Annotated in this window: 23 protein-coding genes and 3 tRNA genes; 21 read left to right on the top strand and 5 right to left on the bottom strand. The window is 61.3% G+C overall.

Translation table 11 applies throughout. From position 1 onward, the window contains the following. Window position 1: 1 nt before the first annotated feature. Window positions 2–1,198, bottom strand: a complete 1,197-nt coding sequence (locus B0B52_RS17830; RefSeq protein ID WP_077595011.1) for an amino acid aminotransferase — start codon at window positions 1,196–1,198, stop codon at window positions 2–4. 162 nt (window positions 1,199–1,360) lie between these two features. Between B0B52_RS17830 and uvrB the strand changes: the two genes are divergently transcribed. The 10 genes from uvrB (at window position 1,361) to B0B52_RS17780 (ending at window position 10,277) form a co-directional block, all read left to right on the top strand. Beyond that, a complete protein-coding gene (gene uvrB, locus B0B52_RS17825; protein WP_077595010.1) occupies window positions 1,361–3,475 on the top strand; it encodes an excinuclease ABC subunit UvrB in 2,115 nt (704 codons plus the stop codon). A gap of 325 nt (window positions 3,476–3,800) precedes the next feature. Continuing rightward, the gene (iscR, locus tag B0B52_RS17820; RefSeq protein WP_077595009.1) at window positions 3,801–4,337 is read left to right on the top strand and encodes a Fe-S cluster assembly transcriptional regulator IscR; all 537 of its coding nucleotides are present in this window, start codon (window positions 3,801–3,803) and stop codon (window positions 4,335–4,337) included. 87 nt (window positions 4,338–4,424) lie between these two features. Next, complete coding sequence (locus B0B52_RS17815) at window positions 4,425–5,642, top strand: IscS subfamily cysteine desulfurase (protein ID WP_077595008.1); 1,218 nt, start codon at window positions 4,425–4,427, stop codon at window positions 5,640–5,642. Window positions 5,643–5,673: 31 nt separating this feature from the next. Then, window positions 5,674–6,060 carry a Fe-S cluster assembly scaffold IscU gene (iscU, locus tag B0B52_RS17810; protein WP_077595007.1) on the top strand — a complete coding sequence of 129 codons (387 nt, stop codon included), beginning with the start codon at window positions 5,674–5,676 and terminating at the stop codon, window positions 6,058–6,060. 21 nt (window positions 6,061–6,081) lie between these two features. Further along, entirely contained in the window at window positions 6,082–6,405 is a 324-nt protein-coding gene (iscA, locus tag B0B52_RS17805; protein ID WP_077595006.1) for an iron-sulfur cluster assembly protein IscA, read from the top strand. A gap of 139 nt (window positions 6,406–6,544) precedes the next feature. After that, window positions 6,545–7,066, top strand: coding sequence for a Fe-S protein assembly co-chaperone HscB (hscB, locus tag B0B52_RS17800; RefSeq protein WP_077595005.1), 522 nt, complete (start codon window positions 6,545–6,547; stop codon window positions 7,064–7,066). 52 nt (window positions 7,067–7,118) lie between these two features. Beyond that, on the top strand, window positions 7,119–8,993 hold the full coding sequence (gene hscA / locus B0B52_RS17795; RefSeq protein ID WP_077595004.1) for a Fe-S protein assembly chaperone HscA: 1,875 nt from the start codon (window positions 7,119–7,121) through the stop codon (window positions 8,991–8,993). Window positions 8,994–9,009: 16 nt separating this feature from the next. After that, on the top strand, window positions 9,010–9,348 hold the full coding sequence (fdx, locus tag B0B52_RS17790; RefSeq protein WP_077595003.1) for an ISC system 2Fe-2S type ferredoxin: 339 nt from the start codon (window positions 9,010–9,012) through the stop codon (window positions 9,346–9,348). Window positions 9,349–9,461: 113 nt separating this feature from the next. Beyond that, on the top strand, window positions 9,462–10,169 hold the full coding sequence (gene dnaQ / locus B0B52_RS17785) for a DNA polymerase III subunit epsilon (RefSeq protein WP_077595002.1): 708 nt from the start codon (window positions 9,462–9,464) through the stop codon (window positions 10,167–10,169). A gap of 33 nt (window positions 10,170–10,202) precedes the next feature. Next, window positions 10,203–10,277, top strand: a tRNA-Val gene (locus tag B0B52_RS17780). A gap of 42 nt (window positions 10,278–10,319) precedes the next feature. Here the strand turns inward: B0B52_RS17780 and B0B52_RS17775 are convergent. Further along, window positions 10,320–11,102 (bottom strand): 3-hydroxybutyrate dehydrogenase, encoded by a 783-nt coding sequence (locus B0B52_RS17775; protein WP_077595001.1) that lies wholly within the window; start codon window positions 11,100–11,102, stop codon window positions 10,320–10,322. Window positions 11,103–11,191: 89 nt separating this feature from the next. Here B0B52_RS17775 and B0B52_RS17770 point away from each other — a divergent pair, with 89 nt between their 5' ends. The 5 genes from B0B52_RS17770 to rimO all read left to right on the top strand — a co-directional run bounded on the left by B0B52_RS17770 (window position 11,192) and on the right by rimO (window position 16,768). Further along, window positions 11,192–12,091 carry an alpha/beta fold hydrolase gene (locus B0B52_RS17770; protein ID WP_077595000.1) on the top strand — a complete coding sequence of 300 codons (900 nt, stop codon included), beginning with the start codon at window positions 11,192–11,194 and terminating at the stop codon, window positions 12,089–12,091. Window positions 12,092–12,117: 26 nt separating this feature from the next. Next, entirely contained in the window at window positions 12,118–14,385 is a 2,268-nt protein-coding gene (locus tag B0B52_RS17765; protein WP_077594999.1) for a bifunctional (p)ppGpp synthetase/guanosine-3',5'-bis(diphosphate) 3'-pyrophosphohydrolase, read from the top strand. 76 nt (window positions 14,386–14,461) lie between these two features. Then, a tRNA-Val gene (locus B0B52_RS17760) sits at window positions 14,462–14,538 on the top strand. A 220-nt stretch (window positions 14,539–14,758) separates the two neighbouring features. Beyond that, the gene (gene phaR / locus B0B52_RS17755; protein ID WP_077594998.1) at window positions 14,759–15,295 is read left to right on the top strand and encodes a polyhydroxyalkanoate synthesis repressor PhaR; all 537 of its coding nucleotides are present in this window, start codon (window positions 14,759–14,761) and stop codon (window positions 15,293–15,295) included. Window positions 15,296–15,358: 63 nt separating this feature from the next. After that, the gene (gene rimO / locus B0B52_RS17750) at window positions 15,359–16,768 is read left to right on the top strand and encodes a 30S ribosomal protein S12 methylthiotransferase RimO (RefSeq protein WP_077594997.1); all 1,410 of its coding nucleotides are present in this window, start codon (window positions 15,359–15,361) and stop codon (window positions 16,766–16,768) included. A 110-nt stretch (window positions 16,769–16,878) separates the two neighbouring features. Here rimO and B0B52_RS17745 read toward each other — a convergent pair. After that, window positions 16,879–16,963 (bottom strand) — tRNA-Leu (locus B0B52_RS17745). 206 nt (window positions 16,964–17,169) lie between these two features. On the opposite strand from B0B52_RS17745, the gene rnr reads away from it, so the two are divergent. Further along, a complete protein-coding gene (gene rnr, locus B0B52_RS17740) occupies window positions 17,170–19,509 on the top strand; it encodes a ribonuclease R (protein WP_254425753.1) in 2,340 nt (779 codons plus the stop codon). A gap of 38 nt (window positions 19,510–19,547) precedes the next feature. Beyond that, the gene (locus B0B52_RS17735; protein ID WP_077594995.1) at window positions 19,548–20,096 is read left to right on the top strand and encodes a YggT family protein; all 549 of its coding nucleotides are present in this window, start codon (window positions 19,548–19,550) and stop codon (window positions 20,094–20,096) included. On the opposite strand, the gene B0B52_RS17730 is transcribed toward B0B52_RS17735, so the two are convergent. Further along, entirely contained in the window at window positions 20,043–21,611 is a 1,569-nt protein-coding gene (locus B0B52_RS17730; protein ID WP_077594994.1) for an NAD(P)H-hydrate dehydratase, read from the bottom strand. The two genes, B0B52_RS17735 and B0B52_RS17730, sit on opposite strands and share 54 nt — an antisense overlap. Window positions 21,612–21,629: 18 nt before the next feature. Beyond that, window positions 21,630–22,901, bottom strand: coding sequence for a D-amino acid dehydrogenase (locus B0B52_RS17725; RefSeq protein WP_077594993.1), 1,272 nt, complete (start codon window positions 22,899–22,901; stop codon window positions 21,630–21,632). 355 nt (window positions 22,902–23,256) lie between these two features. Between B0B52_RS17725 and rpsB the strand changes: the two genes are divergently transcribed. From rpsB to frr, 4 genes are all read left to right on the top strand, one after another. Then, on the top strand, window positions 23,257–24,009 hold the full coding sequence (gene rpsB / locus B0B52_RS17720; protein ID WP_077594992.1) for a 30S ribosomal protein S2: 753 nt from the start codon (window positions 23,257–23,259) through the stop codon (window positions 24,007–24,009). Between the two features lie 117 nt (window positions 24,010–24,126). Continuing rightward, window positions 24,127–25,041, top strand: coding sequence for a translation elongation factor Ts (tsf, locus tag B0B52_RS17715; RefSeq protein ID WP_077594991.1), 915 nt, complete (start codon window positions 24,127–24,129; stop codon window positions 25,039–25,041). 63 nt (window positions 25,042–25,104) lie between these two features. Next, window positions 25,105–25,815 (top strand): UMP kinase, encoded by a 711-nt coding sequence (gene pyrH / locus B0B52_RS17710; RefSeq protein WP_077594990.1) that lies wholly within the window; start codon window positions 25,105–25,107, stop codon window positions 25,813–25,815. A gap of 65 nt (window positions 25,816–25,880) precedes the next feature. Next, window positions 25,881–26,441, top strand: a complete 561-nt coding sequence (gene frr / locus B0B52_RS17705) for a ribosome recycling factor (protein WP_077594989.1) — start codon at window positions 25,881–25,883, stop codon at window positions 26,439–26,441. The last annotated feature ends 2 nt before the right edge of the window (window positions 26,442–26,443 follow it).

The raw sequence follows: 26,443 nt of genomic DNA, 5'->3' as shown, positions 1-26,443 counted from the left end.
CTCACAGTACTTTGGCGATGGAGGCGCAGACGTAATCGATGTTCTGGCTGTTCAGCGCGGCCACACACATACGGCCGGTGTCGGTGCCGTACACGCCGAACTCGTTGCGCAAGCGCACCATCTGGTCTTTGGACAGCCCCGAGTAGCTGAACATGCCGATTTGCGTGGTGATGAAGCTCATGTCCTGCTTGACGCCGGCGGCTTTCAAGCCGTCCACCAGCTTCTGGCGCATGGCCTTGATGCGTACGCGCATTTCGCCGAGCTCTTTCTCCCACAGTGCGCGCAACTCCGGATTGTTCAGCACGTTGGCGACCACCGTCGCGCCGTGAATCTGCGGGTTGCTGTAGTTGGTGCGGATCACGATTTTTAACTGCGACAGCACGCGGTCTGCTTCTTCCTTGCTTTCGCACAGTACCGACAGCGCACCGACGCGCTCGCCGTACAGGCTGAAACTCTTGGAGAACGAAGTCGAGACGAAAAAGGACAGGCCTGCGGCTACAAATTTGCCGATGACGGCGCCGTCTTCCTTGATGCCGTGGCCGAAGCCCTGGTAAGCCATGTCCAGGAAGGCTGTCAGGTTGCGTGCCTTGACTGCGGCAATCACCTGGTCCCACTGGGCGCTGGTGATGTCATAGCCGGTGGGGTTGTGGCAACAGGCGTGCAAAACCACGATGGTGCCTGCGGGGGCCGCATTCAGCGCGGCCAGCATGCCGTCGAAATTGACACCGCGCTTGGCCGTGTCGTAGTAAGGGTAGCTTTCAACGGTGAATCCGGCCTGGGTGAACAGGGCGCGGTGGTTTTCCCAGCTCGGATCGCTGATCAGGACCTTGGCGTTGGGGCTGAGCTTTTTGAGGAAGTCAGCGCCAATTTTCAGGCCACCCGTGCCGCCAATACCCTGGGCGGTGGCGACGCGGCCACTTTTGACCGGCTCGCTATCGGCACCAAACACCAGGCCCTTGACGGCCGCGTCATAGGCGGCGACACCGTCAATCGGCAAATAGCCGCGTGGCTTGGGGGATTCCATCATGGCTTTTTCGGCAGCCTGCACACATTGCAGCAGCGGCAGCTTTCCCTTGTCGTCGTAATACACGCCCACGCCCAGGTTGACCTTGGCCGGATTGGGGTCGGCATTGAATTGCTCGTTCAGGCCCAATATGGGATCACGGGGGGCCATTTCGACGGCAGTGAAAAGCGACATGAAAAATCCTTACGAAGGGTGGTTTATGTTTTTCCGGCCTTGTTAACCGGGTGTTACGCAAACATGCGGGTGATCTGCGGCCTCCGGGGAGGCAACCATCGCCCAAATGTCGTATTCTGTTTGGTTGCCCACAGATTTTAATGCGCCAGGATTGAGTTTCTTATGCCAGAACTGATTGAAGTCATAACCGATTCGCCAGCCGTGCCCGCCGCTGGCGAATTTGTGCGTTTCCCGGACTCGCCTTTCGAGCTTTTCATGCCTTACCCGCCCGCGGGCGACCAGCCGGTGGCCATCGAGCAACTGGTGGAAGGCATCAACGATGGGGAAGTGTTCCAGACCCTGCTGGGAGTGACCGGCTCGGGCAAGACTTTCACCATGGCCAATGTGATTGCCAGGCTGGGCCGGCCGGCGATTGTGTTTGCGCCCAACAAGACGCTGGCGGCGCAGCTGTACAGCGAGTTCCGCGAGTTTTTTCCAAAAAACGCGGTGGAGTATTTCGTCAGCTACTACGACTACTACCAGCCTGAAGCCTATGTGCCGCAGCGTGACCTCTTCATCGAAAAGGACTCGGCGATCAACGAACACATCGAGCAGATGCGTCTGTCGGCCACCAAAAGCGTGCTGGAGCGGCGCGACACCATCATTGTTGGCACCGTCAGCGCGATTTACGGCATAGGCGCGCCCGAGGACTACACGCAGATGCGTTTCATCGCGCGCTCGGGCGACAAGATGAACCAGCGCGACGTGATCTCGCGCCTGATCCGCATGCAGTACGCGCGCAACGACCAGGACTTTGCGCGCGGTACTTTCCGTGTGCGCGGTGATGTGATCGACGTCTTCCCAGCGGAACATTCCGAGCTGGCGATCCGCATCGAGCTGTTCGACGACGAAATCGAGTCGCTGCAGCTGTTCGACCCCCTAACCGGGCGCATTCGCCAGAAGGTGCCGCGTTTTGTGGTCTACCCCAAGAGCCACTACGTCACGCCGCGCGACAAGGTCATGGCAGCGGTGGAAACCATCAAGCTGGAGCTGTCCGAGCGGGTGGCACAGTTTGTCGCCGACGGCAAGCTGGTGGAGGCGCAGCGCATCGAGCAGCGCACACGCTTTGACCTGGAGATGCTCAGCGAGATCGGCCACTGCAAGGGCATTGAGAACTACACCCGCCATCTGAGCGGTTCGCCGCCGGGCTCGCCGCCCTCGACGCTGTGCGACTACCTGCCCAAGGACGCGATCATGTTCCTGGACGAGAGCCACGTGATGATCGGCCAGCTCAACGCCATGTACAACGGCGACCGTGCGCGCAAGACCACGCTGGTGGAATACGGCTTCCGCCTGCCTAGCGCACTGGACAACCGGCCGCTCAAGTTCGAGGAGTTCGAGGCCAAGATGCGCCAGGCGATTTTTGTATCGGCCACGCCGGCTGCGTACGAGCAGCAGCATGCCGGCAAGGTGGTCGAGCAGGTGGTGCGGCCCACCGGGCTGGTGGACCCGGAGGTGGAGGTGCGGCCGGCCACGAACCAGGTGGACGATGTGCTGCAGGAAATCCGCATCCGTGTGGACAAGAACGAGCGGGTGCTGATCACCACCCTGACCAAACGCATGGCCGAGCAGCTGACTGACTACCTGACCGACAACGGCGTCAAGGTGCGTTACCTGCACAGTGATGTGGATACCGTCGAACGGGTGGAAATCCTGCGCGACCTGCGGCTTGGCAGCTTTGATGTGCTGGTGGGCATCAACCTGCTGCGCGAAGGGCTGGACATTCCCGAGGTCAGCCTGGTGGCCATCCTGGATGCCGACAAGGAAGGCTTTTTGCGCGCCGAGCGCAGTTTGATCCAGACGATCGGCCGGGCGGCACGTAACCTCAATGGCCGCGCCATCCTCTATGCGGACCGAATCACCGATTCGATGAAAAAAGCGATGGGCGAAACCGAGCGGCGTCGCAACAAGCAGATCACCTTCAACCTCGAACACGGCATTACCCCCAAGAGCATCGTCAAGCGCATCAAGGACCTGATTGACGGCGTTTACAGCGAAAAATCAGGCAAGGAAGCGGAAAAGCTCGAGATCCAGAAAGCCTTGGTCGAAGACATGAGCGAGAAAGACATCGCCCGGGAAATCAAGCGGCTCGAGAAACTGATGATCGAACATGCGAAAAACCTGGAATTTGAGAAAGCTGCCAAAGTGCGCGACCAGCTGCATGTCCTCAAACAGCAGGCTTTTGGCGCCCCGGGTGTCGACAATGTGCCGCTTTCTACCGGTCCCGGCAGCGCTTGACTTTGTAGCTTGAGGGCCCGCGGCTGCTCAGGCGGCGTGAACGTACCGGCCCAGAACGGGTCCAAAAACCGCCATCGGATGAAAAGCGTGTGAAAGTTCGGGCCGCTTGCCACCCAAACCAGAGTCGTTCGAGAGGCGGGTACCCAGCAAATCCGCGCCTCATATGCTATACTTGACGAAAACAGTCAAGAACAACCAAAAGCAATAGAAACCCTGAGCCAGGCAGGCCGATTGGCAGGGGTGGGTGGGAAAAGTTCCTTGTAGTTCATAAGACTTACAAGGTGAGCCAAACGACAGTCAAGCCAACTTTTTAAGGAGCTTGAAAATGCGCCTCACAACAAAGGGCCGCTTTGCGGTCACCGCGATGATCGATCTGGCCCTGCGCCAGAACAATGGCCCCGTAACTTTGGCGGCCATCAGCCAGCGCCAGCAGATTTCGCTGTCCTATCTGGAGCAGCTTTTCGGTAAACTGCGCCGCCATGAATTGGTGGAATCCACCCGTGGCCCGGGCGGCGGTTACACGCTGGGCCGCAAGGCTGCCGAAATCACTGTGGCCGACATCATTGTGTCGGTGGACGAGCCGATTGACTCCACCCAGTGTGGCGGCAAGGAAAACTGCCTTGGTGACGGTGGCCGCTGCATGACGCACGAATTGTGGGCTTCGCTGAACAGCCGCATGGTGGAGTTTCTTGATTCCGTCACCCTGCAGAAACTGGTCGACGACCAGTTGGCCAAGGGTGTGGTCGTTGAAAACACGCCCATGGTGAAGAAAGCGATCTTCACTGCGCCGGTGGCCAAACCGATGCGGGTCAACGCGCCCAATTCGGTTTTTGCCCTGGGTAACGCGTTCTCGAAGTCCTGAGCGGAACCGGGTTGACAGGCGTTATCGCCGTAAACTGCCGTCCTTTTTTGATGCTGCAAGCCAGCCGTGAATTGAAAAGCTAGCCAAATGGAAACTCCCCACTTCCCCATTTATATGGACTACAGCGCCACGAACCCGTGTGACCCACGGGTGGTGGACGTGATGATTCCCTGGTTGCGCGAGCATTTCGGCAACCCCGCATCGCGCAGCCATGCCTGGGGCTGGGAAGCAGAAGCCGCCGTTGAAAAGGCGCGGGAGCAGGTGGCCGAACTGATTGGCGCCGACCCGCGCGAGATTGTCTGGACCAGTGGCGCGACTGAATCCAACAATCTGGCGCTCAAGGGCGCGGCGCATTTCTACAAGTCCAAGGGCAAACACCTCATCACGGTCAAGACCGAACACAAAGCCGTGCTCGACACCTGCCGCGAGCTGGAGCGCCAGGGTTTCGATGTGACTTACCTCGATGTGCAGGCCGACGGCCTGCTTGACCTGGAAGTATTGAAGGCCGCGATTCGTCCAGACACCATCGTGGTGAGCGTCATGTACGTCAACAACGAAATCGGTGTCATCCAGGACATCCCGGCTATCGGCGCGCTATGCCGTGAAAAAGGCATTATTTTTCACGTCGATGCAGCTCAGGCCACTGGCCGTGTAGACGTCGACCTCTCTGCTTTGCCGGTGGATCTGATGAGCCTGACCTCGCACAAGACCTACGGCCCAAAAGGCATTGGTGCCCTGTATGTGCGGCGCAAGCCCCGCGTGCGGCTGGAGGCACAAATGCACGGTGGCGGCCATGAGCGCGGCATGCGTTCGGGAACCCTGCCAACGCACCAGATCGTGGGCATGGGCGAGGCCTACCGCATCGCCAAAGCCGAGATGCATGAGGAAAACAAGCGCATCCGTGCCTTGCACGATCGCATGCTGGCCGGTTTGAAGGATGTGGAGGAAGTTTTCCTCAACGGACATGCTGACAAGCGCGTGCCCCACAACCTCAACATGAGCTTCAATTATGTTGAGGGTGAGTCCCTGATCATGGGCATCAAGGGCTTGGCGGTTTCCAGCGGATCGGCCTGCACTTCGGCCAGCTTGGAACCCAGCTACGTGCTGCGCGCCCTGGGCCGCAGCGACGAACTGGCGCACAGCAGCCTGCGCATGACCATAGGCCGCTGGACCACCGAAGAAGAGATTGACTACGCCGTCGCGACGATCAAGGAAAATGTCGCCAAACTGCGTGACCTGTCACCGCTCTGGGAAATGTTCAAGGATGGCGTGGATATTTCCAGCATCCAGTGGGCTGCTCACTAAGCAGCGCAAACAGCTTGAAGAGGTAAACAAAATGGCATACAGCGAAAAAGTGGTGGACCACTATGAAAACCCCCGCAACGTCGGCTCATTTGAAAAGGGCGACGACACGGTAGGCACCGGTATGGTCGGTGCGCCGGCCTGCGGCGACGTGATGAAGCTGCAGATCAAGGTCAATCCGCTGACGGGCGTGATTGAAGACGCACGCTTCAAGACGTATGGCTGCGGTTCGGCCATTGCCTCCAGCTCGCTCGTGACCGAGTGGGTCAAGGGCAAGACCCTGGACGAAGCAGCAAGCATCAAGAACAGCGCCATTGCCGAAGAACTGGCCCTGCCGCCGGTGAAAATCCATTGCTCCATCCTGGCCGAAGACGCCATCAAGGCAGCCGTCAGCGACTACAAGCTGAAGCACACCCACTAACTTTTCATCGATTCGCGAATCATGTCCGTCACCCTCACCGACGCCGCAGCACGGCACGTCACCCGCTATATGGCCAAACGCGGCAAGGGTGTGGGCGTGCGCCTGGGCGTCAGGACCACCGGCTGCTCAGGCCTGGCCTACAAGCTTGAATACGCCGACGAAATTGCGCCTGAAGACGTGGTGTTTGAAGACAACGGCGTGAAGGTGCTGGTGGACCCGAAAAGCATGGCCTACATCGATGGCACCAAACTCGACTTTGTGCGCGAGGGGCTCAATGAAGGCTTTAAATTCATTAACCCGAATGAGCGTGACCGCTGCGGCTGTGGCGAAAGCTTTCGCGTGTAAAGCTACTGCGCGGGCGCCATGCGTCGTTGCGCGGTGCTCGCAATCCTCACGTACCTGAGTACGTTCCGGTTGCTGCGCTCCGTGCGCCTAGCCTGACGACCGCTCGCTACGCTTTCCATCACGAAACCAGATTCTCCAAGTGGCGTCGCTCCAATCCAACGATTTCGAACTCTTTGACGTACCTGTGCAGTTTGCGCAGGACCGCGCGGTGCTTGATGCTCGCTGGAAAGAGTTGCAGCGGGAAGCGCACCCTGACAAGTTTGCGGCGCAGGGTGCATCGGCCCAGCGGCTGGCCATGCAATGGTCGGTGCGCATCAATGAGGCTTACCAGCGGCTGAAGAATCCGCTCAAGCGTGCCATGTACCTGTGCGAGCTGCATGGCGCACCCATCCAGGCCGAGAGCAACACCGCCATGCCGCCGGATTTCCTGGTCCAGCAGATGCAGTGGCGCGAGGCGCTGGAAGAGGCGGAAGGCCTCGAAAGCCTGGAAGAAATTGCCGCCCAGGCCAATGAGAGCAAGCGCGTGCAGCTATCAAAAATAGAGCAATCGCTGGACCGCGAGAAAAATTTTCCGGCAGCGGCACAGCAGGTGAGAAGCCTTATGTTTATTGAGCGCTTTGGCAGCGAGATTGATGCCCGCATCGACTCGCTGGGACAATAAGCTTTCACAGACCCCCTTCGCCCCCTTTGTCTTCGCGCGACCCAGAACATTCATGGCACTACTGCAAATTTCCGAACCCGGCCAGACGCCTGATCCGCACCAACGGCGTATTGCCATTGGCATCGACCTGGGCACCACCCATTCGCTCGTGGCCAGCGTGCGCAATGGCGTGGCCGAGTGCCTGCCCGATGCACGGGGCCGTGTGCTGCTGCCCAGCGTGGTGCGTTACCTGCTGGACGAAAGCAGCGGTATCAGCCGCCAGGTCGGGTTTGACGCGCAAGCCGCGCAGGTGGAAGACCCGCAGAACACCATCGCCTCGGTCAAGCGCCTGATGGGCCGTGGCATCGAGGACATCGGCAGCCGCGCGCAACTGCCTTACGAATTGATCGACAAACCCGGCATGGTGACGCTTCAGACCGTGGCCGGCGAGAAAAGCCCGGTCGAAATCAGTGCCGAGATTCTGGCCACGCTGCGCTACCGGGCTGAAGACACTTTTGACGACGAGATCTACGGCGCGGTTATCACGGTGCCTGCGTATTTTGACGACGCCCAGCGCCAGGCCACCAAGGACGCGGCCCAGCTGGCCGGGCTCAAGGTGCTGCGCCTGATCAACGAACCGACAGCCGCAGCCATTGCGTATGGGCTGGATAACGCCAGTGAAGGGATCTACGCGATCTACGACCTGGGGGGCGGCACTTTCGATATCTCCATCCTGCGCCTGACGCAGGGTGTGTTTGAGGTCGTGGCCACCGGCGGCGATTCGGCTCTGGGCGGCGACGATTACGACCGCGCCCTGGTCGACTGGGTGCTGACCAAGGCAGGGCTGGCCGTCGACACGCTCACGCCCGGTGACAAGGCCGCGTTGCTGCAGGCCGCACGTGCCTGCAAGGAAGCCCTGTCTGCTACAGATTCAGTAGCATTCTCTGCCCGGCTGACAAGGGCTAATGTTCAATTTGACATGAAGTCTGCGGACTTTGAAGCCGCCACGGCCGGCCTGACGCAGCGCACCCTGACGGCTGTCCGCAAGGCCTTGCGCGATGCAGGGCTGGGCAAGGACGAGGTACAGGGTGTGGTACTAGTGGGCGGGTCCACCCGCATGCCGCAGGTGCGCCGCGCAGTGGCTGGCCTGTTTGGCCGGGAACCCCTGATCAACCTGAACCCGGATGAGGTGGTGGCGCTCGGTGCTGCCATTTCAGCCAACCAACTGGCCGGTAACAGCACCGGTGGTGACTTGCTGCTGCTCGATGTGATCCCGCTGTCGCTCGGTATTGAAACCATGGGTGGCCTGGTCGAGCGCATTGTTCCACGCAACCAGACCATTCCGACAGCGATGGCACAGGACTTCACCACCTACCAGGACGGCCAGACCGCGCTGGCGCTGCATGTGGTGCAGGGCGAGCGCGACCTGGTGGCTGACTGCCGCAGCCTGGCGCGGTTCGAGCTGCGCGGCATTCCGCCCATGGCGGCCGGTGCGGCGCGCATCCGCGTGACCTTCACTGTGGATGCCGACGGCCTGCTCAGCGTAAGCGCAAAAGAGCAGGGCAGCGGTGTGGAGGCCAGCATTGATGTGAAGCCTTCCTACGGCCTGTCAGACGACGAGATCGCCCGCATGCTGCAGGAAAGCTTTTCGACGGCCCAGCAGGACATGCAGGCACGGGCACTGGCCGAAGCGCAGGTGGATGCCGACCGCATGCTGCTGGCGACGCGCAGCGCCCTGGATGCCGACGCCGATTTGCTGGCGCCCGAAGAAAGGGTGGAGATCGACCGGTTGATGGCCGAACTGGCCAGCATCCGGCAGAAGGGTGATGCCGCACAGATCGAGACCGCCATCAAGGCCCTGGCAGCAGGGACAGAAAACTTTGCTGCGCAGCGAATGAACCGCGGCATTCGCCAGGCCCTGGCCGGAAAAAACATAGCGACCGTCTGAAAGCGCCGAACCCACCATGCCCATCATCAAAATACTGCCTCATCCCGAATACTGCCCGAACGGCGCCGAGGTGTCTGCGTCGGCCGGCACGTCTATCTGCGAGGCACTGCTCGACAACAACATCAACATCGAGCACGCCTGCGACATGAGTTGCGCCTGCACAACCTGCCACGTCATCGTGCGCGAGGGGATGAAGTCGCTCAACGAGATTGACGAGAGCGAGGAAGATCTGCTGGACCGTGCCTGGGGCCTGGAACCCAACTCGCGCCTGAGCTGCCAGGCCATCCTGGCGCAGGCCGATGTGACCGTCGAGATCCCCAAGTACTCGATCAATCACGCCAAAGAAAACCATTAGCCCCCACGCTTGCCACTGCGTGTGCGGCGCTGCCCCCGAGGGGGCGCGCATTTTTCCTTGGGGCGGCCCTGCAGAAAAACATCCACGGACCGAGCGCAGCTATCATCTGAACCATGCGCCAAATTGTTCTAGACACTGAAACCACCGGCCTGTCCGCTGAAAACGGCGACCGCATCATCGAAATCGGCTGCGTCGAGCTGATCGGCCGAAAACTCACCGGCAACAACCGGCATTTCTACCTGAACCCGGAGCGTGACAGCCATGAGGACGCGCTCAAGGTGCACGGCATCAGCAACGAGTTCCTGAAGGACAAGCCGAAATTTCCGGCCGTTGCCGACGAGTTGCTGGCTTACCTGGAGGGCGCTGAAGTCATCATCCACAACGCGCCGTTTGACATCAGCTTTCTGAACAAGGAGCTCGAGCTGATGGGGCGCGAGCCCATCGGGCGCTGTGTGGCCAAGGTCACCGACAGCCTGATGATGGCCAAGGAAATGTTTCCCGGCAAACGCAATTCGCTCGACGCGTTGTGCGATCGCCTGGAGGTCGACAATTCCGGGCGCACCTTGCACGGAGCACTGCTGGATGCGGAATTGCTGGCCGATGTGTACATCAACCTGACGCGCGGGCAGAACTCGCTGGTGATGGACGTGGGCGGCGGCGCGCAGGAAGGCCGTGCTGCTGTGGTAATAGACCTGAGCGGATTTGATTTACCGCTGCTGCTGGCCAACGAACAGGAGGTGGCCGCTCATGAAGTGCTGCTCGCCGACATTGATAAAAGCAGCAAAGGCAAAACTGTGTGGCGCGTGCTGGCCAGTGCATGACAAAAGCCCTTATAATCTAAGGCTGACCAAACAGGGCGGTTAGCTCAGGGGTAGAGCACTGCATTCACACTGCAGGGGTCGCAAGTTCGAAACTTGCACCGCCCACCAAATTTAAACCCCAAGCCAGCGATGGCTTGGGGTTTTTCTTTGTTACTGCGCGGCCCAGCCGCCGTCCATGTTCCAGGCCACGCCGCGCACATTGTTGCCGGCGGGTGAGCAGAAAAACACAGCCAGTGCGCCAAGCTCCTCGGGTGTGGTGAACTGCAGCGATGGCTCTTTTTCGCCCAGCAGTTGCTGCGTGGCCTGTTCGTTGGAGATGCCGCCTGCTGCGGCTTTTGCATCGACCTGTTTCTGCACCAACGGCGTGAGCACCCAGCCGGGACAGATGGCATTGCAGGTCACACCGGTCGTGGCGTTCTCAAGGGCTGTGACTTTGGTCAGGCCCACGATGCCGTGTTTAGCGGCTACATAGGCGGATTTTTCAGCCGACCCGACCAGGCCATGGACCGAGGCGACGTTGATGATGCGGCCCCAGCCCTTGCCACCATTGGCAGCTTGCATGGCGGGCAGTGCCAGGCGTGTGGCATGAAAGGCGCTGCTCAGGTTGATGGCGATCACGGCATCCCAGCGCTCGATCGGAAAGTTCTCGATTTTTGCCACATGCTGGATGCCTGCGTTGTTCACCAGAATATCGACCTGGCCGAACTTTGCAGCGGCAAAGTTCATCATTGCTTCAATCTCAGCAGGCTTGCTCATGTCTGCGCCGTGGTAAGCCACTTTCACGCCAAGCGCCGCAATTTCTGCCTGGGGTCCTTCGGCATCGCCGAAACCATTGAGCACAATGTTGGCGCCCTGGGCTGCCAGCGCTTTGGCGATACCCAGGCCAATGCCGCTGGTGGAGCCGGTCACGAGTGCAGTTTTACCTTTGAGCATGAAGTTTTCTCCGGATGATTTACGATGCCATGAAACGCTGAAAAGCGGCTTGGGCGATTATCAAGCCTGCCAACCGGATTCCCTCCGCCATGACTGAACCTACGCTGAACTACGTACCCTGCTCCGATGCCTCGGGAGGGCATCGCATGGCTTACTGGCAATGGGGCGACCCGGCCAATCCGCACGTGGTCGTGTGTGTCCATGGCCTGTCGCGCCAGGGGCGGGATTTTGATGTGCTGGCGGAGTACCTGTGTGACCAGGTCCGGGTCATCTGCCCCGATGTGGCGGGCCGTGGCCAGAGCGACTGGCTCCAGGACCCCATGGGCTACCAGATTCCGCAGTACGCGGCCGACATGATGGGGCTGCTCCACCAGCTGCACCTGCAAACGCCTCTCACGACCCTGGACTGGGTCGGTACCAGCATGGGCGGTCTGATCGGTATGGCGATTGCCGGCCAGCCTGAACTCCCCCTGCCTGTGCCCGTCAATAAACTGGTTCTCAACGATGTGGGGCCGGCCATCGAATGGCAGGCCATCACGCGCATTGCCGCCTACCTCGGCAAGGCTGGCCATTTTGCTTCGCTGCAGGAAGCCGCTGACACGATGTGGGCGATTTCAACCAGTTTCGGCCCGCATACGCCCGAGCAGTGGCTGGCGTTGTCGCGCCACATGGTCAAGCCCGTGCCCGGGGCGGTTGATGGCAGCGTGATGCTGCATTACGACCCGGCCATTGCTGTGCCGGTGCGGGCAACGACCGAGGAGTCGGCCAGGCAGGGCGAAGCCATGCTTTGGCAACTTTTTGACAACATTAAGGCGCCGACACTGGTCCTGCGTGGAGCACAATCGGATCTGCTCAGCCATGCCACGGCGCTGGCCATGACGCAACGCGGTCCCCGGGCACGCCTGGTGGAGTTTGAAGGGGTCGGGCATGCACCGACCCTGGTCGCCATGGATCAGGTCAGCACGGTGGGCGATTTTCTTCTTGTCTGAAATTTTTTCCTGAAAAACTGCTCGTGATGAAACATGCCGGGGCCGGGCCAGGTGCCTCGCCCAAACCGTCGTTGTCTCCCTTTCCCAATGCGTCCATCGTGACGGCCACGGCAGACAGCCTGCCTGACCAACCGCATGCATTGGCCCGTGCCAGAGCCTTCGCCGAGCCGCTGATCGCCAGCGAGACCCTTGACACCGGGGAAAACATCCTCGCCCATGCGGACGCGGTTGCCGCCATCCTCCGGGCCATTGGTGGGTCGGAAGCCATGCAGGCCGCTACCTACCTGGTGCATGCCTGTGCGCATCTGAACAAGCCGCAGGAGGTGATTGCCAAGGCGTTTGGCGCCAATTTCGCGGCGCTGGCCATGGAGACCACCAAACTGGTCAATGTGCAGAAGCAGGCCCGCACCGCGGAGACCCGGGCGCAGCTGGAAGATCCGGCGGCACAGACCGAAAACGTCCGCAAGATGCTGCTGGCGTTTTCGCGCGACCTGCGGGTCGTCATGCTGCGGCTCGCATCACGCCTGCAGACCCTGCGTCACTTTGCGGCGATTCGGCAGCCGTGCCCAATGGCCGTGGCGCGGGAATCGCTGAACGTTTTTGCACCTCTGGCCAACCGTCTCGGCATCTGGCAGGTCAAGTGGGAAATGGAAGACCTGGCCTTCCGTTTTCTGGAACCCGACACCTACAAGAGCATTGCCCGCCTGCTTGATGAAAAACGTGCCGAGCGCGAGGTTTTCATGGAAGCGTTGCGCGCCCAGCTGGAACGCGAGCTGAACCAGAACGGCATCGCCGCGCTGGTGCAGGGCCGGCCCAAGCACATCTACAGCATCGTCAAGAAGATGCGCGGCAAGGGGCTTGACTTCGAGCAGGTGTTTGACATCCGCGCGCTGCGCGTGATTGCCGCCGACGTCAAGGGCTGCTACGCGGCGCTCGGGTTTGTGCATTCGCATTTCACGCCGGTGGAAGGCGAGTTCGACGACTACATTGCCAAGCCCAAATCCAACGGTTACCAGTCGCTGCACACGGTGGTGCGCGATGCGCAGCAGCGGGCGGTCGAGATACAGATCCGCACGCAGGCCATGCACGACCACGCCGAACATGGCGTGGCCGCGCACTGGGCCTACAAGGAGGCTGGCGCCAAGGGTTACAGCGGTGTATCGGCAAGCAGCGAGTACGACGCAAAAATTGCCGTGCTTCGGCAGTTGCTGGCCTGGGAGCGCGACCTGTCGGGGCCGGTGGCGGCCAAGGCGCGAGAAGGCAATCAGGGCCTGTTCGAAGACCGCATTTACGTGCTCACGCCCGACGCTGCCGTCGTTGAATTGCCGCAGGGCGCGACGGCACTGGACTTTGCCTACAGCGTGCATACCAGTCTGGGCCATCGCTGCCGCGGCGCGCGCATCGACGGTGCCATGGTGCCACTGAACACGCCGCTGCAGAACGGTCAGACCGTGGAAGTTGTCACCACGAAAGAGGGCGGCCCTTCGCGCGACTGGCTCAATCCTGAGTTGGGCTTCCTGGCCAGCCACCGCGCCAGGTCGAAAGTGCGTGCCTGGTTCAACGCGCAGGCCATGGCCCAGACCGTGGCCCGCGGGCGCGAGGCGGTGGAAAAGCTGCTGCAACGCGAAGGCAAGACCGCCATGAAGCTTGAGGATGTGGCAACCCAGCTGGGCTTCAAGAGCGCTGAAGATCTGTTCGAGGTGGTGGGCAAGGACGAGCTGTCATTGCGCACGATTGAAAACATGCTCAAGCCGCCTGAGCCCGCCCCGACCCAGGACGACTACGTCTTGGCGAAAAAGCCCCGCCATGACAAGGCCGCAGAGCGCGGACGTAAGGGTGGCGTGTTGGTGGTCGGCATCGACTCGCTGCTCACGCAACTGGCCAAATGCTGCAAGCCCGCGCCGCCCGATGCCATTCTCGGTTTTGTCACCAAGGGCAAGGGCGTGAGCATCCACCGCAGCGACTGCAGCAATTTCAGGAACATGGCCGGCGGCAGCCCTGACCGGGTGATTGAAGTCCAGTGGAGCCAGCCCAAGAGCAGCGACGGTTCGGTCTACCCGGTGGACGTGGCCGTGGAAGCGGCTGACCGGCAAGGCCTGCTGCGCGATATTTCGGAAGTGTTTGCGCGGGAAAAAATGAACGTGATTGGCGTGCAGACCACCTCGGTCAAGGACAACCGCGGCGGCACTGCCTGGATGACCTTCACCGTGGAGGTGGCGGATTCGGGGCGGCTCAATCAGGTGCTGACCATTGTTGCCGAGGTCGGTGGCGTGCGTTCAGCGCGGCGGCGGTGACGGCCTGCAAAAAATACGGCGCCTCGGGCAAAAGACCGGTTTTGCCCTGCTACAATGACGAGGTCGAACAGTCCTTAGGCGCGTAGCTCAGCTGGTTAGAGCACCACCTTGACATGGTGGGGGTCGTTGGTTCGAGTCCAATCGCGCCTACCAATTTCCTGAAGTTGTTTTCCCGTCCACCGGACCTCCGGTGCACACAGGGTAAACCAAGGTGATTGTGAGCATGCATACTTCCTAGAATGTCAGCAAGTCTTGTGCATTGGTACAGGCAGTCATTCACAGGAGTTCCGCAGTGCCCAAAAGCAAGCCCAACAGTCACTCCAGGAGCCGGTCAGCAGACGCGGCATCTCCCGCCGGCGATGCGACGGAAAAAATGTCAGGCATCAAAGGCGGCAATGGCAAGACGGCATCGCCGCGTGTCATCAAGAAATACCCGAATCGCCGTCTCTACGATACGGATACCTCGGCCTACATCACGCTAACCGAGGTCAAGAACCTCGTCATGGACAGCGCCGATTTTGTGGTGCGGGATGCCAAGACCAACGAAGATCTGACGCGCAGCATCTTGCTGCAGATCATCCTGGAGGAAGAAGCCGGCGGCGCGCCCATGTTCACTGAGGCGGTGCTGGCCAACATCATCCGGTTCTACGGTAATGCGCTGCAGGGTTTCATGGGCAGCTATCTCGAAAAAAACGTGCAGTCTTTCATGGACCTGCAGCTCAAGATGTCGGAGCAGTCCAAGGGACTGACGCCAGAGGCCTGGGCGCAGTTCGTCAATGCCCAGTCGCCTGCCATGCAGGGCATGATGGGCAATTATGTGGAGCAGTCAAAAACCGTGTTCACGCAAATGCAGGAACAGATGCAAAAGCAGAGTGAGCAGATGCTGGCTGCGCTGGGCCTGAAGCGCTGACCTTATCCGGGTCTTTCGGGCGGTGCCTGTCTGCTGCAGGCCGGCTCTGAGACAATAGAGGGCATGAGCCAAGCCCTTGCCAATCCCCCATCTTCCACGCTGAACACGGCGCCCCGCGTCGGTTTTGTCAGCCTGGGCTGCCCCAAGGCCCTGACCGATTCCGAACTGATCCTCACGCAGCTAAGCGCCGAAGGCTACCAGACCTCCAAAACCTTCGAAGGTGCCGACCTCGTGATCGTCAACACCTGCGGGTTCATTGATGATGCGGTCAGGGAAAGCCTGGACACCATAGGCGAGGCACTAGCGGAAAACGGCCGGGTCATTGTGACGGGCTGCCTGGGAGCCAAGACAGGCGAGGGCGGTGCCAACCTGGTGCGCCAGATGCATCCCAGCGTACTGGCCGTGACCGGCCCGCATGCCACGCAGGAGGTCATGGACGCGGTGCACCTGAACCTGCCCAAACCGCATGATCCTTTTGTGGACCTGGTGCCCAACGCCTTCGGCATTGCCGGCATCAAGCTCACGCCGAGGCACTATGCCTACCTGAAAATCAGCGAGGGCTGCAACCACCGCTGCACCTTCTGCATCATTCCCTCGATGCGCGGCGACCTGGTTTCGCGTCCGATCAGCGATGTGCTCAATGAGGCGCGCGCACTGTTCGAAGGCGGCGTCCGGGAACTGCTGGTGATCAGCCAGGACACCTCGGCTTATGGCGTGGACGTGAAATACCGCACCGGCTTCTGGGATGGGAAACCGGTCAAGACCCGCATGCTGGAACTGGTGCAGGCGCTGGGCGAGATTGCCGAGCCCTACGGCGCCTGGGTGCGCTTGCATTACGTGTATCCGTACCCAAGTGTGGACGAGATCCTGCCGCTGATGGCCACCGGCAAGGTGCTGCCTTACCTTGACGTACCGCTGCAGCACAGCCACCCCGATGTACTCAAGCGCATGAAGCGGCCGGCCAGCGGCGAGAAGAACCTGGAGCGGATTGCGCGCTGGCGCGAGATCTGTCCTGAAATCGTGATCCGCAGCACCTTCATTGCCGGCTTTCCCGGAGAGACCGAGGGCGAATTCGAGCACCTGCTGGACTTCATGCGCGAAGCGCAGATCGACCGGGCAGGCTGTTTTGCCTATAGCGCGGTCGAAGGCGCCACGGCCAACGACATTCCCGGCATGCTGCCGCTGGAACTTCGCGAAGAGCGCCGCGCGCGTTTCATGGCGGTGGCCGAGGCCGTGTCTGCCGACAAGCTGCAGCAGCGCGTGGGTTCGACCATGCAGGTACTGGTCGATTCGGCACCTGGCATGGGGAAAAAAGGCGGCGTGGGACGCAGCTACGCCGACGCCCCCGAGATTGACGGCGTCGTGAAATTGTTGCCGCCTGAGAAGATCAGCAAGACGCTGAAAGTTGGTGAATTTACCAAAGCACGGATCGTCGGCACGCAGGGCCACGATCTGGTGGCGGTGCCGGTCTGAGCGTTGCGGATGAAGCTGCAAAAGGCGCCGAAAAAAACACCTGAAAAGCAAAAAGGCCACTGGGTTGACAGTGGCCTTTGCTTTGCCAGCATTTGCTGGCTGGATGTATCTGGTGCCCGGGAGAGAACTCGAATCTCCACATCTTGCGATACACGGACCTGAACCGTGCGCGTCTACCAATTCCGCCACCCGGGCACAGCCAGCAGTGTACCATTACAGAATCGATTTTCTGGACCGGGCATCAAAAAATTTCAGTCATGGCGCGAGCTATAAAGTGCATGACGTCCCGCCGATTTTTTTGCCACGCAAGCTAAAAACAGGCGCCGTGAATTTCCCGCAGGCAGCCTGCCAGCGCCAAAATTCCTTACACAACTAACCATCTCAAAAAAGAGAGATTTCTTATCAAAACAACTACACACAGCAGCGGCCAGGGTGCCGGACTGCTTGCCGAATTTGAAGGCACTGTTTCAGGCCACCGCGACGGCCACGGCTTTGTGCTGCGTGATGACGGCGAAGCCGACATCTACCTGCCGCCCAACGAAATGCGCGCCGTGTTGCACAAGGACCGCGTCAAGGCGCGCATCGTGCGGCATGACCGGAAGAATCGTCCCGAAGGCCGCGTCACCGAGATCATCGAGCGTTCGTCCAACCCCATCATCGGCCGTCTGCTGCAGGAAAGCGGCGTCTGGCTGGTAGCGCCTGAAGACAAGCGTTACGGCCAGGACGTGCTGATTCCCAAGGGTGCCACCGGTGCGGCCAAACCCGGCCAGATCGTGGTGGTCGAGTTGACAGAACCGCCAGCGTTATTCGGCCAACCGGTCGGGCGCGTCAAAGAAGTGCTCGGCGAGATCGATGACCCGGGCATGGAGATCGAAATTGCCGTGCGCAAGTATGGTGTGCCGCACGAGTTCAGCGATGCCGCGCTGGCGCTGGCCCGCACCTTGCCCGATGCAGTGCGTCCCACCGACAAGAAACACCGGATCGACCTGACCGACGTTCCGCTGGTCACCATCGACGGTGAAGATGCACGCGACTTTGACGATGCGGTTTATTGCGAGCCGGCCAAAGTCGGCCGCGGCAAAGGCTGGCGCCTGCTGGTGGCCATTGCCGACGTCAGCCATTACGTGGAAACCGGTAGCGCGATCGATATCGACGCCTATGACCGGGCCACCAGTGTTTATTTCCCGCGCCGCGTGATTCCCATGCTGCCCGAGAAGCTGTCCAACGGCCTGTGCTCGCTGAACCCGAATGTCGAGCGCCTGTGCATGGTGTGCGACATGCTGGTCAATGCAAAAGGTGAAGTTCACGCCTACCAGTTTTACCCGGCGGTGATGTTCAGCCACGCGCGTTTTACCTACACCGAAGTGGCTGCCATCCTGGCCAACACGCGAGGCCCGGAAGCGGCCCAGCGCAAGGCCCTGGTGCCGCATCTGCTGGATCTGCATGATGTGTACCAGGCCTTGCTCAAGGAGCGTGGTGTGCGCGGCGCGGTGGACTTTGAAACCACCGAGACGCAAATCGTCTGTGACGAAGCCGGGCGCATCGAAAAAATCGTGCCGCGCACGCGCAATGTGGCGCACCGCCTGATTGAAGAGTCCATGCTGGCGGCCAATGTCTGCTCGGCCGACTACATTGCGCAGAGCAAACACGTCGGGCTGTTCCGCGTGCACGAAGGTCCGACGCCCGAGAAGAAGGACATGCTGCGCAACTACCTGAAGGCCATCGGCCTGGGCATGAGCATCAGCGACGACCCGACACCGGGCGAGTTCCAGCAGATCGCCGTGGCGACTAAGGACCGGCAGGATGCGCAGCAGATCCACTCCATGCTGTTGCGCTCCATGCAGCAGGCCATCTACACGCCGATGAACAGCGGCCACTTCGGCCTGGCCTACGAGGCCTATACGCACTTCACCAGCCCGATCCGGCGTTACCCCGATCTGCTGGTGCATCGCGTGATCAAGGCCATCCTCAACAAGAGCAAATACGAGCTGCCGCTGCTGCCGACCCCCGGCGAGGCCGAGGCCAAGCTCTCCAAGCGCCTGGCATCGCGGGTGAAGGATCCCGATCAGAAACCGAAAAAAGCCAGCGCCGACCAGCTGGCCTGGATGGCCGCCGGCCTGCATTGCAGCGCCAACGAAAGGCGCGCCGACGAGGCCAGCCGCGATGTGGAGGCCTGGCTCAAGTGCAAGTACATGCGCGAGCACCTGGGCGAGGAGTTCGGCGGCGTGGTCACGGCGGCCACCAGCTTCGGCATTTTTGTCACGCTCGATGCGATGTATGTCGAAGGGCTGGTGCACATCACCGAGCTGGGGGGCGAGTATTTCCGCTTTGACGAGGCGCGCCAGGAACTGCGCGGTGAGCGCACCGGCATACGCTACGCCATCGGCACGCGGGTGCGTGTGCAGGTCAGCCGCGTCGACCTTGACGGCCGCAAGATTGACTTCCGTCTGGTGCGCGAAGGCGAAGAATTGCTCACCCGCGCCATGAAAGACAAGGCCGGCGGGCGCAGCTCCGACCTGCCCGACCAGGAGCGCTCGCCTGCGCGCAAAACCGATCCGCGTGGCGACGAACGCAGTGGCAGGCGGACCGGCAAAGGTGCGGAGCAGCGTTCCGGCGCGCGCAGCGGCAATGCGGCCGGCAACAGCCGCACAGCCAAGTCGCCTATTCAGGCGCTCAAGGCGGCCGTCAAGAAGTCGGCTGCCAGCGCAGGACGTAAGCAGAGCAAGAAGCCCAGGCGTTGAACATCAGTGACGCCTCTAAAACCCGGGACTGAAACAACATGCTGATCCGCATCCTGTCCTTCCTGCTGGAAACCCTGTTTTTCGTGCTGATCGGGGCCGCGCTACTGCGCGCCTGGATGAACCGCCTGCGCATCAACATGAGTGCGCAGCCGGGCTATTTCGTGATGGCCGTGACCGACTGGCTGGTCAAACCTTTGCGCCGCGTTTTGCCCAAGGCGCTGGCGCAATCACGCGTGGACTGGGCCAGCCTGCTGGCTGCGCTGCTGCTGGCACTGGTGTACGCGCTGCTCTGGGCGGCTCTTGTTGGCGCCTTGCTGAACCTGACTGCGGCCATGGTGCCCGCGCTGTTGCTGGCGGCGCTCAAGATGCTGGTGCGCGTGGCGCTGCAATTGGCCTTTGTCGTGGTGCTGGTGTACGCCATCATTTCCTGGCTGCAGCCGGGCTCACCCATGTACGGCCTGCTGGGGCGTCTGACCGAGCCCCTGCTGGCGCCGCTGCGCCGCATTGTTCCGATCGTCGGTGGGCTGGACCTGTCAGCGCTGGTGCTGCTGCTCCTCCTGCAGATCGGCCTGATGATTCTGGGCTAGCAGGGACGCGGTCAGCGCCTGCCCGGGGTGGCGGGCCGGCCATTCGTCGGCCAGCTGACCATGCTGAAAAACGGCGCTGCACGCAGCGTCGAAGGCGCTATGGCCGCCAGCCAGCAGGGCGCCGACCATGCCTGCCAGCACATCGCCGGTGCCTGCCGTGGCCAAGCGTGCATTGCCCGTGGGGTTGATGACCGGGGTTTCGCCGGGGGCGGCGATCACCGTGCCCGAGCCCTTGAGCACCACCACGCAGCCGAATGCCTCAGCCAGTTGCCGTGCGGCCGTTAGGCGGTCGGCCTGCACCGTGGCGACGCTGCTGCCCATCAGGCGCGCGGCTTCCAGTGGATGAGGTGTCAGCACCGTGCGGTAAGCGCGGCCATGGCGTGCCTGGAGTTGTGTTTGCAGCTGCGTGTCCCGGGCGATGGCGTTGAGCGCGTCGGCGTCCAGCACGATGGTGGTGGCACTTGAGAGCAGTCGGGGCAGAACGCCTGCCACCGCCTCGCCGCCGCCGCAGCCGCAAACCACCACCAGGGTTTTCAGGTCCAGCGCAGCCGGGCTGCGAAACATCAACTCGGGCTGTTGTGGGTCCACCCTGATGGCGGCCTGGCCGAGCAGGGCCACGAACACCCGGCCGGCGCCCGCATGCAGGGCGGCACGGCCGGCCAGCAGGGCGGCGCCGCTCATGTGGGTTGTCCCGTCTGCGCCGGACTGCCCGCCGACGATGGCGACATCTCCAAAGCTGCCCTTGTGGCTGGCATGTGCCGCGTGGGCCCGGCTATGGCTGCCCGCGCGGTCCTCGCCCAGCAGCCAAGCGTCAGGCGACGCGGCGAGCACTGGCGCGACGCCGAGGTCGTCCCACCAGACCTGTCCGGCCAGGTCGCGGCCAGCGGCGGTGAACAGGCCTGGCTTCAACGTCAGGAATGTCAAGGTAAATCGGCTTCCAGCCCTTTTTGTACGGGCGCAGTCAGCTATCGATTTGGTAGCAAGATCGAATCCGGTGCCGGCGTCCAGCCCACTCGGAATATCCAGCGCCAGAACGGGTTGGCCGGTGGTGCGCAGCAGGGCCAGCCACTCGCCGAGCAAATCGGCCTGGCCTGCGGCGTGGGGCGGACGGGGTGCGGCGCCTATGCCGAGCAGGGCGTCAATCGCGAAGTCGAAGCCGGGCGGCGTTTTTGCAAAGGGGACACCGGCCGCGCGTGCCCGCACCAGCGAGGCCAGCGCATCGGCCGGTACTTTTGCCTGGTTCTGCGCGCCCAGCCAAGTCACGGTCACGTTTTTACCCCACTGGTGCAGATGCATGGCCGCTTCCAGGCCGTCGCCACCGTTGTTGCCCGGCCCGCAGGCGACCCAGATGTGCTGCGCATGTGGCGCCAGTGCCAGACTCAGGCGAGCACTTGCCAGCCCAGCGCGCTGCATCAGGGTGTGCGGTGCAAGGCCGGCGGCTGCCTGCTGCTCCAGCAGGCGGGTCGCCGCCACGCCATGAAGCGGCAGGCTGAGGGTGCTGGAGATGGCTTGCATGCCTTGATTGTGGGCGCTTCAGTTGCCTGATGCCTTGAGCCGGCTCAGGTCCAGCCCTTCCATGTCGATGTCCGGCGTTTTACCTGCCATCAGATCTGCCACGGCCAGCGCGCTGCCGCAGCTGAGTGCCCAGCCGCTGGAACCATGGCCGAGGTTGAGCCACAGGCCGGGCAGGCCGCTGGCGCCCAGTATGGGCGGGCCGTCTGCCAGCATGGGCCGGGCGCCTTTCCATTCCTGCACATGGGCGGCCGCATTGGAGGTATGGGCGGCCCCGGGGAACCAGTCCTGCAGCACCTTGTACAGCGTCTGGAGGGATGCGGCGCGTTTTTTGTCCGGTGCGCCGCCGATCTCGGCGCTGCCGGCCACTCGCACGCGGTTGCCCATGCGCGAGATGGCAACCTTGTAGCGCTCGTCCATCAACGCGCTGCGCGGCGCGTTTAGCGGCTCACGGACGGAGGCGCTCACGGAGTAGCCATACACCGCCGCCATCGGAATTTTGATGCCCAAGGGTCTGAGCAGTGTCGCCGAGTCCAGCCCGGCGCAAAGCACCACCGCGTCAAAGCTCCTCGGCGCAGTTTCGCCTGCTATAAAAAAAGTAGCTGGTTGCGCCCGATCTATATGGGCCACGGTCGTATTGAACTCGAATTTGACGCCCAGGCGCTGGGCTTCGGTTTTGAGCAGCAGGGCGAACTGGCGGCAATTGGCCACCTCGTCTTCGGGCAGGTGAATGGCGCCCAGCAGGGCGGTGTCCGGATTCAGGGCCGGTTCTATCCGGCGCGCTTCGTCGGAGCCGATTTGCCGGAAAGCCACGCCGGCCTCACGCAGCACCTGCAGGCCGGGTTCGACCAGTTGGGCGTCCTGTTCGGCGCGCAACAGCACCATGTAACCGGGGCTGCGGTCGTATTCAAGCTCCAATTCCGCGGTGAGCTGGTGCAGGCGTGCGCGGCTGTAAAAGGCCAGACGCTGCATCCGGGACCGGTTGGCCAGGTAGGTTTCCAGCTTGCAGGCGCGCCACCACTTCCACATCCACGCAAGTTCACTACCGGACAGGGGTAGGCTGAGCCGGACCGGTGCATGGCGGCCCAGCAGGTGGCGCAGCACCTTGCCCGGCATGCCCGGTGCAGCCCAGGGCGTGACGTAGCCAGGAGCCACCACCCCGGCGTTGGCAAAACTGCTTTCTTCGGCGGCCGCGCCGCGCCGTTCGAACACGGTGACCTCGTGGCCGTCCTGGACAAGTTCCCAGGCGGTGGTGATGCCGATGATGCCGGCGCCGATGACCGCAACTCTCATGAGGCGACCCGCCGTGGGTCAGGGTGAGAAGCGGAGAGGGGGTAATTCATGGATAGAGGGTCGGTTTGGTCTGCAGCCCTCGTCAGTCGGGCGCGGACAGCTATCATTTTTATATCGAAGGTATGTCGAGGGTAAGGCTGCCATGCTGGAGGCAAATGCCGCCTGCCAGGGTACGGCGGTCTCCGGCTGGGGACGGCAGACTGGCAGGGATGTTATACTCTGTGGGTTGTGCGAAAGGCAATTCCGCCACCGCGCAATAAATCGCAAATCAGCCATTCAAGGTGTTGCCCGCGAAACTTTTTCAAGGTTTGCAGGCGATAAGCGCTGATTTTAGACACAACCTTTGGAGTTACTTATGTCAATTAGCATGCGTGAAATGCTGGAAGCCGGCGTCCATTTCGGTCACCAAACCCGCTTCTGGAATCCCAAGATGGCCCCGTATATCTTCGGCCATCGCAACCGTATCCACATCATCAACCTCGAAAAATCGCTGCCGATGTTCGAGGATGCGATGAAGTTCGCCAAGCAGCTCTCCGCCAACCGCGGCACCATCCTGATGGTGGGCACCAAGCGCCAGGCCCGCGAACTGGTCTCCGCTGAAGCCAAGCGCGCCGGCGTTCCTTTTGTTGACCAGCGCTGGCTGGGCGGCATGTTGACCAACTTCAAGACGGTCAAGACCTCGATCAAGCGCCTCAAGGAAATGAAGGCCCAGCAGGAAGTTGGCCTCGACACCCTGAGCAAGAAAGAGCAGCTGACCTTCAAGCGCGAAATGGAAAAGCTGGAAAAAGACATCGGCGGCATCCAGGACATGAACGCTCTGCCGGACGCCATTTTTGTGATCGACGTGGGTTTCCACAAAATCGCTGTGCTCGAAGCCAAGAAGCTGGGCATCCCGCTGATCGGAGTGGTTGACTCCAACCACTCGCCTATCGGCATTGACTATGTCATTCCCGGCAACGACGACTCGTCCAAGGCTGTGGCGCTGTACGCTCGCGGCATCGCGGACGCCATCATCGAAGGCCGCGCCAATGCGGTCAACGACGTGGTCAAGATGGTTTCGGCCGAAAGCGGCGACGAATTCGTCGAAGTGGAAAACGCTGCAGCCTGATCGTTGCGGCCCTGCGCCTGACGCGAAAAAGGGGCTCGCGTAGCCCCTTTTTCACAGCCTTGTTCAAAAGGCACACCCTATTTAATTGAAGTTAATACGACATACGGAGAACTGAAGATGGCAATCACAGCAAGCATGGTCGCAGAGTTGCGCGCAAAAACCGACGCACCGATGATGGAGTGCAAGAAAGCCCTGACCGAGGCCGACGGCAACTTCGAAAAAGCCGAGGAAATCCTGCGCGTCAAGCTCGGCAACAAGGCCGGCAAGGCCGCTTCCCGCATCACCGCCGAAGGCGTGATCGCCTTCCACAGCGAAGGTGCCGTGGGCGCGCTGGTCGAGATCAACTGCGAAACCGACTTTGTCACCAAGAACGACAGCTTTCTGGCTTTCACCGACGCGGTGGTCAAGGGTATCGTCAAGAACAATCCGGCCGATGTGGCCGTGATCGGCGCCATGCCGCTGAGCCTGGACGGTTTCGGACCGACAGTGGAAGATGTGCGCAAGGGCCTGATCGGCAAGATCGGCGAAAACATGAGCGTGCGCCGCTTCAAACGCTTTGAGGGCGGCAAGCTCGCTTCTTACCTGCACGGCACGCGTATCGGTGTGGTTGTCGAGTATGAAGGCGACGAAGTGCCTGCCAAGGATGTTGCCATGCATGTGGCCGCCATGAAGCCGGTATCCCTGTCAAGCGACCAGGTGCCTGCTGATTTGGTCGCCAAGGAGCGTTCGGTGGCAGCCGCCAAGGCGGCAGAAGACGCCGCTGTGGCCACCGCTGCAGGCAAGCCCGTGCAGTCTCCCGAAATTGTTGCCAAACGTATTGAAGGCGGTGTGCAGAAATACCTCAAGGAGGTGTCCCTGTTCAACCAGCCTTTCGTCAAGAACGACAAGCAGACCGTCGAGCAGATGCTCAAGGAAAAAGGCACGACCGTGAAGGCTTTCACGCTGTATGTCGTCGGCGAAGGCATCGAGAAAAAGGTCGACGATTTTGCTGCTGAAGTGGCTGCCCAGGTGGCTGCCGCCAAAGCTGCCTGATTGCACCCGCTGACCCGAAAGGCCGCTAAACTTACGCCGATAAAAACGACAGGAACTCCCCTCATGCCAGCCTACAAGCGAATCTTGTTGAAACTTTCAGGTGAAGCCTTGATGGGAGACGATGCCTTCGGTATCAACCGTGCGACGATTGTGCGCATGGTCGAGGAGATTGCCGAAGTCACCCGCATGGGCGTGGAAGTGGCTGTCGTGATCGGCGGAGGCAACATCTTCCGCGGCGTTGCGGGCGGCTCGGTCGGTATGGACCGTGCCACCGCCGACTACATGGGCATGCTGGCCACCGTGATGAACGCGCTGGCGCTCGGCGACACCATGGACAAGGCGGGCCTGACGCCGCGTGTCATGTCGGCAATCGGCATCGAGCGCGTTGTCGAGCCCTATGTCCGTCCCAAGGCCCTGCAGTACCTCGAAGAGGGCAAGGTCGTCATATTTGCCGCGGGCACCGGCAATCCATTCTTCACGACCGACACCGCGGCTGCCCTGCGCGGTGCGGAGATCGGTGCCGAGATCGTGCTCAAGGCCACCAAGGTCGACGGCGTGTACAGCGCCGACCCCAAGAAAGACCCGGCTGCCACGCGTTACACCAACATCACTTTCGACGAAGCCATGGGCAAGAACCTCGAAGTGATGGACGCCACCGCGTTTGCACTGTGCCGTGACCAGAAGCTGCCGATCAAGATTTTCAGCATTTTCAAGCACGGCGCGCTTAAGCGCGTGGTGCAGGGCGAAGACGAGGGAACCCTGGTTCACGTCTGAGCTCGAACCGCTGTGTCGATCCAGCCAGATTTAGCAGAACAAAGATTTATTCGGAGATTTCCATCATGAGCATTCCCGACATCAAAAGCCATGCCGAGCAGAAAATGCAGCAATCGGTGGAGTCCTTCAAGCATGCGCTGACGAAAATCCGTACCGGCCGTGCCAACCCCGGCCTGCTGGACACCGTGCAGGTGGACTACTACGGTGCCATGGTGCCGATCAGCCAGGTGGCCAACGTGTCGTTGCTTGATGCGCGCACCATCAGTGTGGCGCCGTGGGAAAAAGGCATGGGTGCCAAGATCGAAAAAGCCATTCGTGATTCCGACCTCGGCCTCAATCCGGCGTCCCAGGGTGACCTGATCCGCGTGCCCATGCCGGCCATGACCGAAGAGCGCCGCAAGGAACTGACCAAGGTGGTCCGTTCCGAAGGCGAACATGCCAAGGTCGCCATCCGCAATCTGCGCCGCGATGCCAATGACAGCGTCAAGAAACTGGTCAAGGAAAAACTGGCCTCTGAAGACGATGAGCGCCGTGCCCATGACGAAGTTCAGAAGTTCACCGATCGTTTCATTGCAGAAGTCGACAAACTGGTCGCGGGCAAGGAACAAGACATCATGGCAGTTTGACC

It is taken from the genome of Polaromonas sp. A23, from assembly GCF_002001015.1.
Lineage (GTDB): Bacteria > Pseudomonadota > Gammaproteobacteria > Burkholderiales > Burkholderiaceae_C > Polaromonas.
Note: the sequence above shows the minus strand (reverse complement) of the source record. Positions and strands in the feature narration are given on the sequence as shown.

Coding starts and splice junctions, on each gene's coding strand:
- B0B52_RS17815 (WP_077595008.1), top strand. CDS start 4,425: ATGGAAACTCCCCACTTCCCCATTTATATGGACTACAGCGCCACGAAC.
- B0B52_RS17830 (WP_077595011.1), bottom strand. CDS start 1,198: ATGTCGCTTTTCACTGCCGTCGAAATGGCCCCCCGTGATCCCATATTG.
- B0B52_RS17770 (WP_077595000.1), top strand. CDS start 11,192: ATGACTGAACCTACGCTGAACTACGTACCCTGCTCCGATGCCTCGGGA.
- B0B52_RS17725 (WP_077594993.1), bottom strand. CDS start 22,901: ATGAGAGTTGCGGTCATCGGCGCCGGCATCATCGGCATCACCACCGCC.
- B0B52_RS17765 (WP_077594999.1), top strand. CDS start 12,118: ATGAAACATGCCGGGGCCGGGCCAGGTGCCTCGCCCAAACCGTCGTTG.
- phaR (WP_077594998.1), top strand. CDS start 14,759: ATGTCAGGCATCAAAGGCGGCAATGGCAAGACGGCATCGCCGCGTGTC.
- B0B52_RS17730 (WP_077594994.1), bottom strand. CDS start 21,611: ATGCAAGCCATCTCCAGCACCCTCAGCCTGCCGCTTCATGGCGTGGCG.
- frr (WP_077594989.1), top strand. CDS start 25,881: ATGAGCATTCCCGACATCAAAAGCCATGCCGAGCAGAAAATGCAGCAA.
- iscU (WP_077595007.1), top strand. CDS start 5,674: ATGGCATACAGCGAAAAAGTGGTGGACCACTATGAAAACCCCCGCAAC.
- dnaQ (WP_077595002.1), top strand. CDS start 9,462: ATGCGCCAAATTGTTCTAGACACTGAAACCACCGGCCTGTCCGCTGAA.
- tsf (WP_077594991.1), top strand. CDS start 24,127: ATGGCAATCACAGCAAGCATGGTCGCAGAGTTGCGCGCAAAAACCGAC.
- B0B52_RS17735 (WP_077594995.1), top strand. CDS start 19,548: ATGCTGATCCGCATCCTGTCCTTCCTGCTGGAAACCCTGTTTTTCGTG.
- fdx (WP_077595003.1), top strand. CDS start 9,010: ATGCCCATCATCAAAATACTGCCTCATCCCGAATACTGCCCGAACGGC.
- hscA (WP_077595004.1), top strand. CDS start 7,119: ATGGCACTACTGCAAATTTCCGAACCCGGCCAGACGCCTGATCCGCAC.
- rpsB (WP_077594992.1), top strand. CDS start 23,257: ATGTCAATTAGCATGCGTGAAATGCTGGAAGCCGGCGTCCATTTCGGT.
- pyrH (WP_077594990.1), top strand. CDS start 25,105: ATGCCAGCCTACAAGCGAATCTTGTTGAAACTTTCAGGTGAAGCCTTG.
- uvrB (WP_077595010.1), top strand. CDS start 1,361: ATGCCAGAACTGATTGAAGTCATAACCGATTCGCCAGCCGTGCCCGCC.
- rimO (WP_077594997.1), top strand. CDS start 15,359: ATGAGCCAAGCCCTTGCCAATCCCCCATCTTCCACGCTGAACACGGCG.
- iscA (WP_077595006.1), top strand. CDS start 6,082: ATGTCCGTCACCCTCACCGACGCCGCAGCACGGCACGTCACCCGCTAT.
- B0B52_RS17775 (WP_077595001.1), bottom strand. CDS start 11,102: ATGCTCAAAGGTAAAACTGCACTCGTGACCGGCTCCACCAGCGGCATT.
- iscR (WP_077595009.1), top strand. CDS start 3,801: ATGCGCCTCACAACAAAGGGCCGCTTTGCGGTCACCGCGATGATCGAT.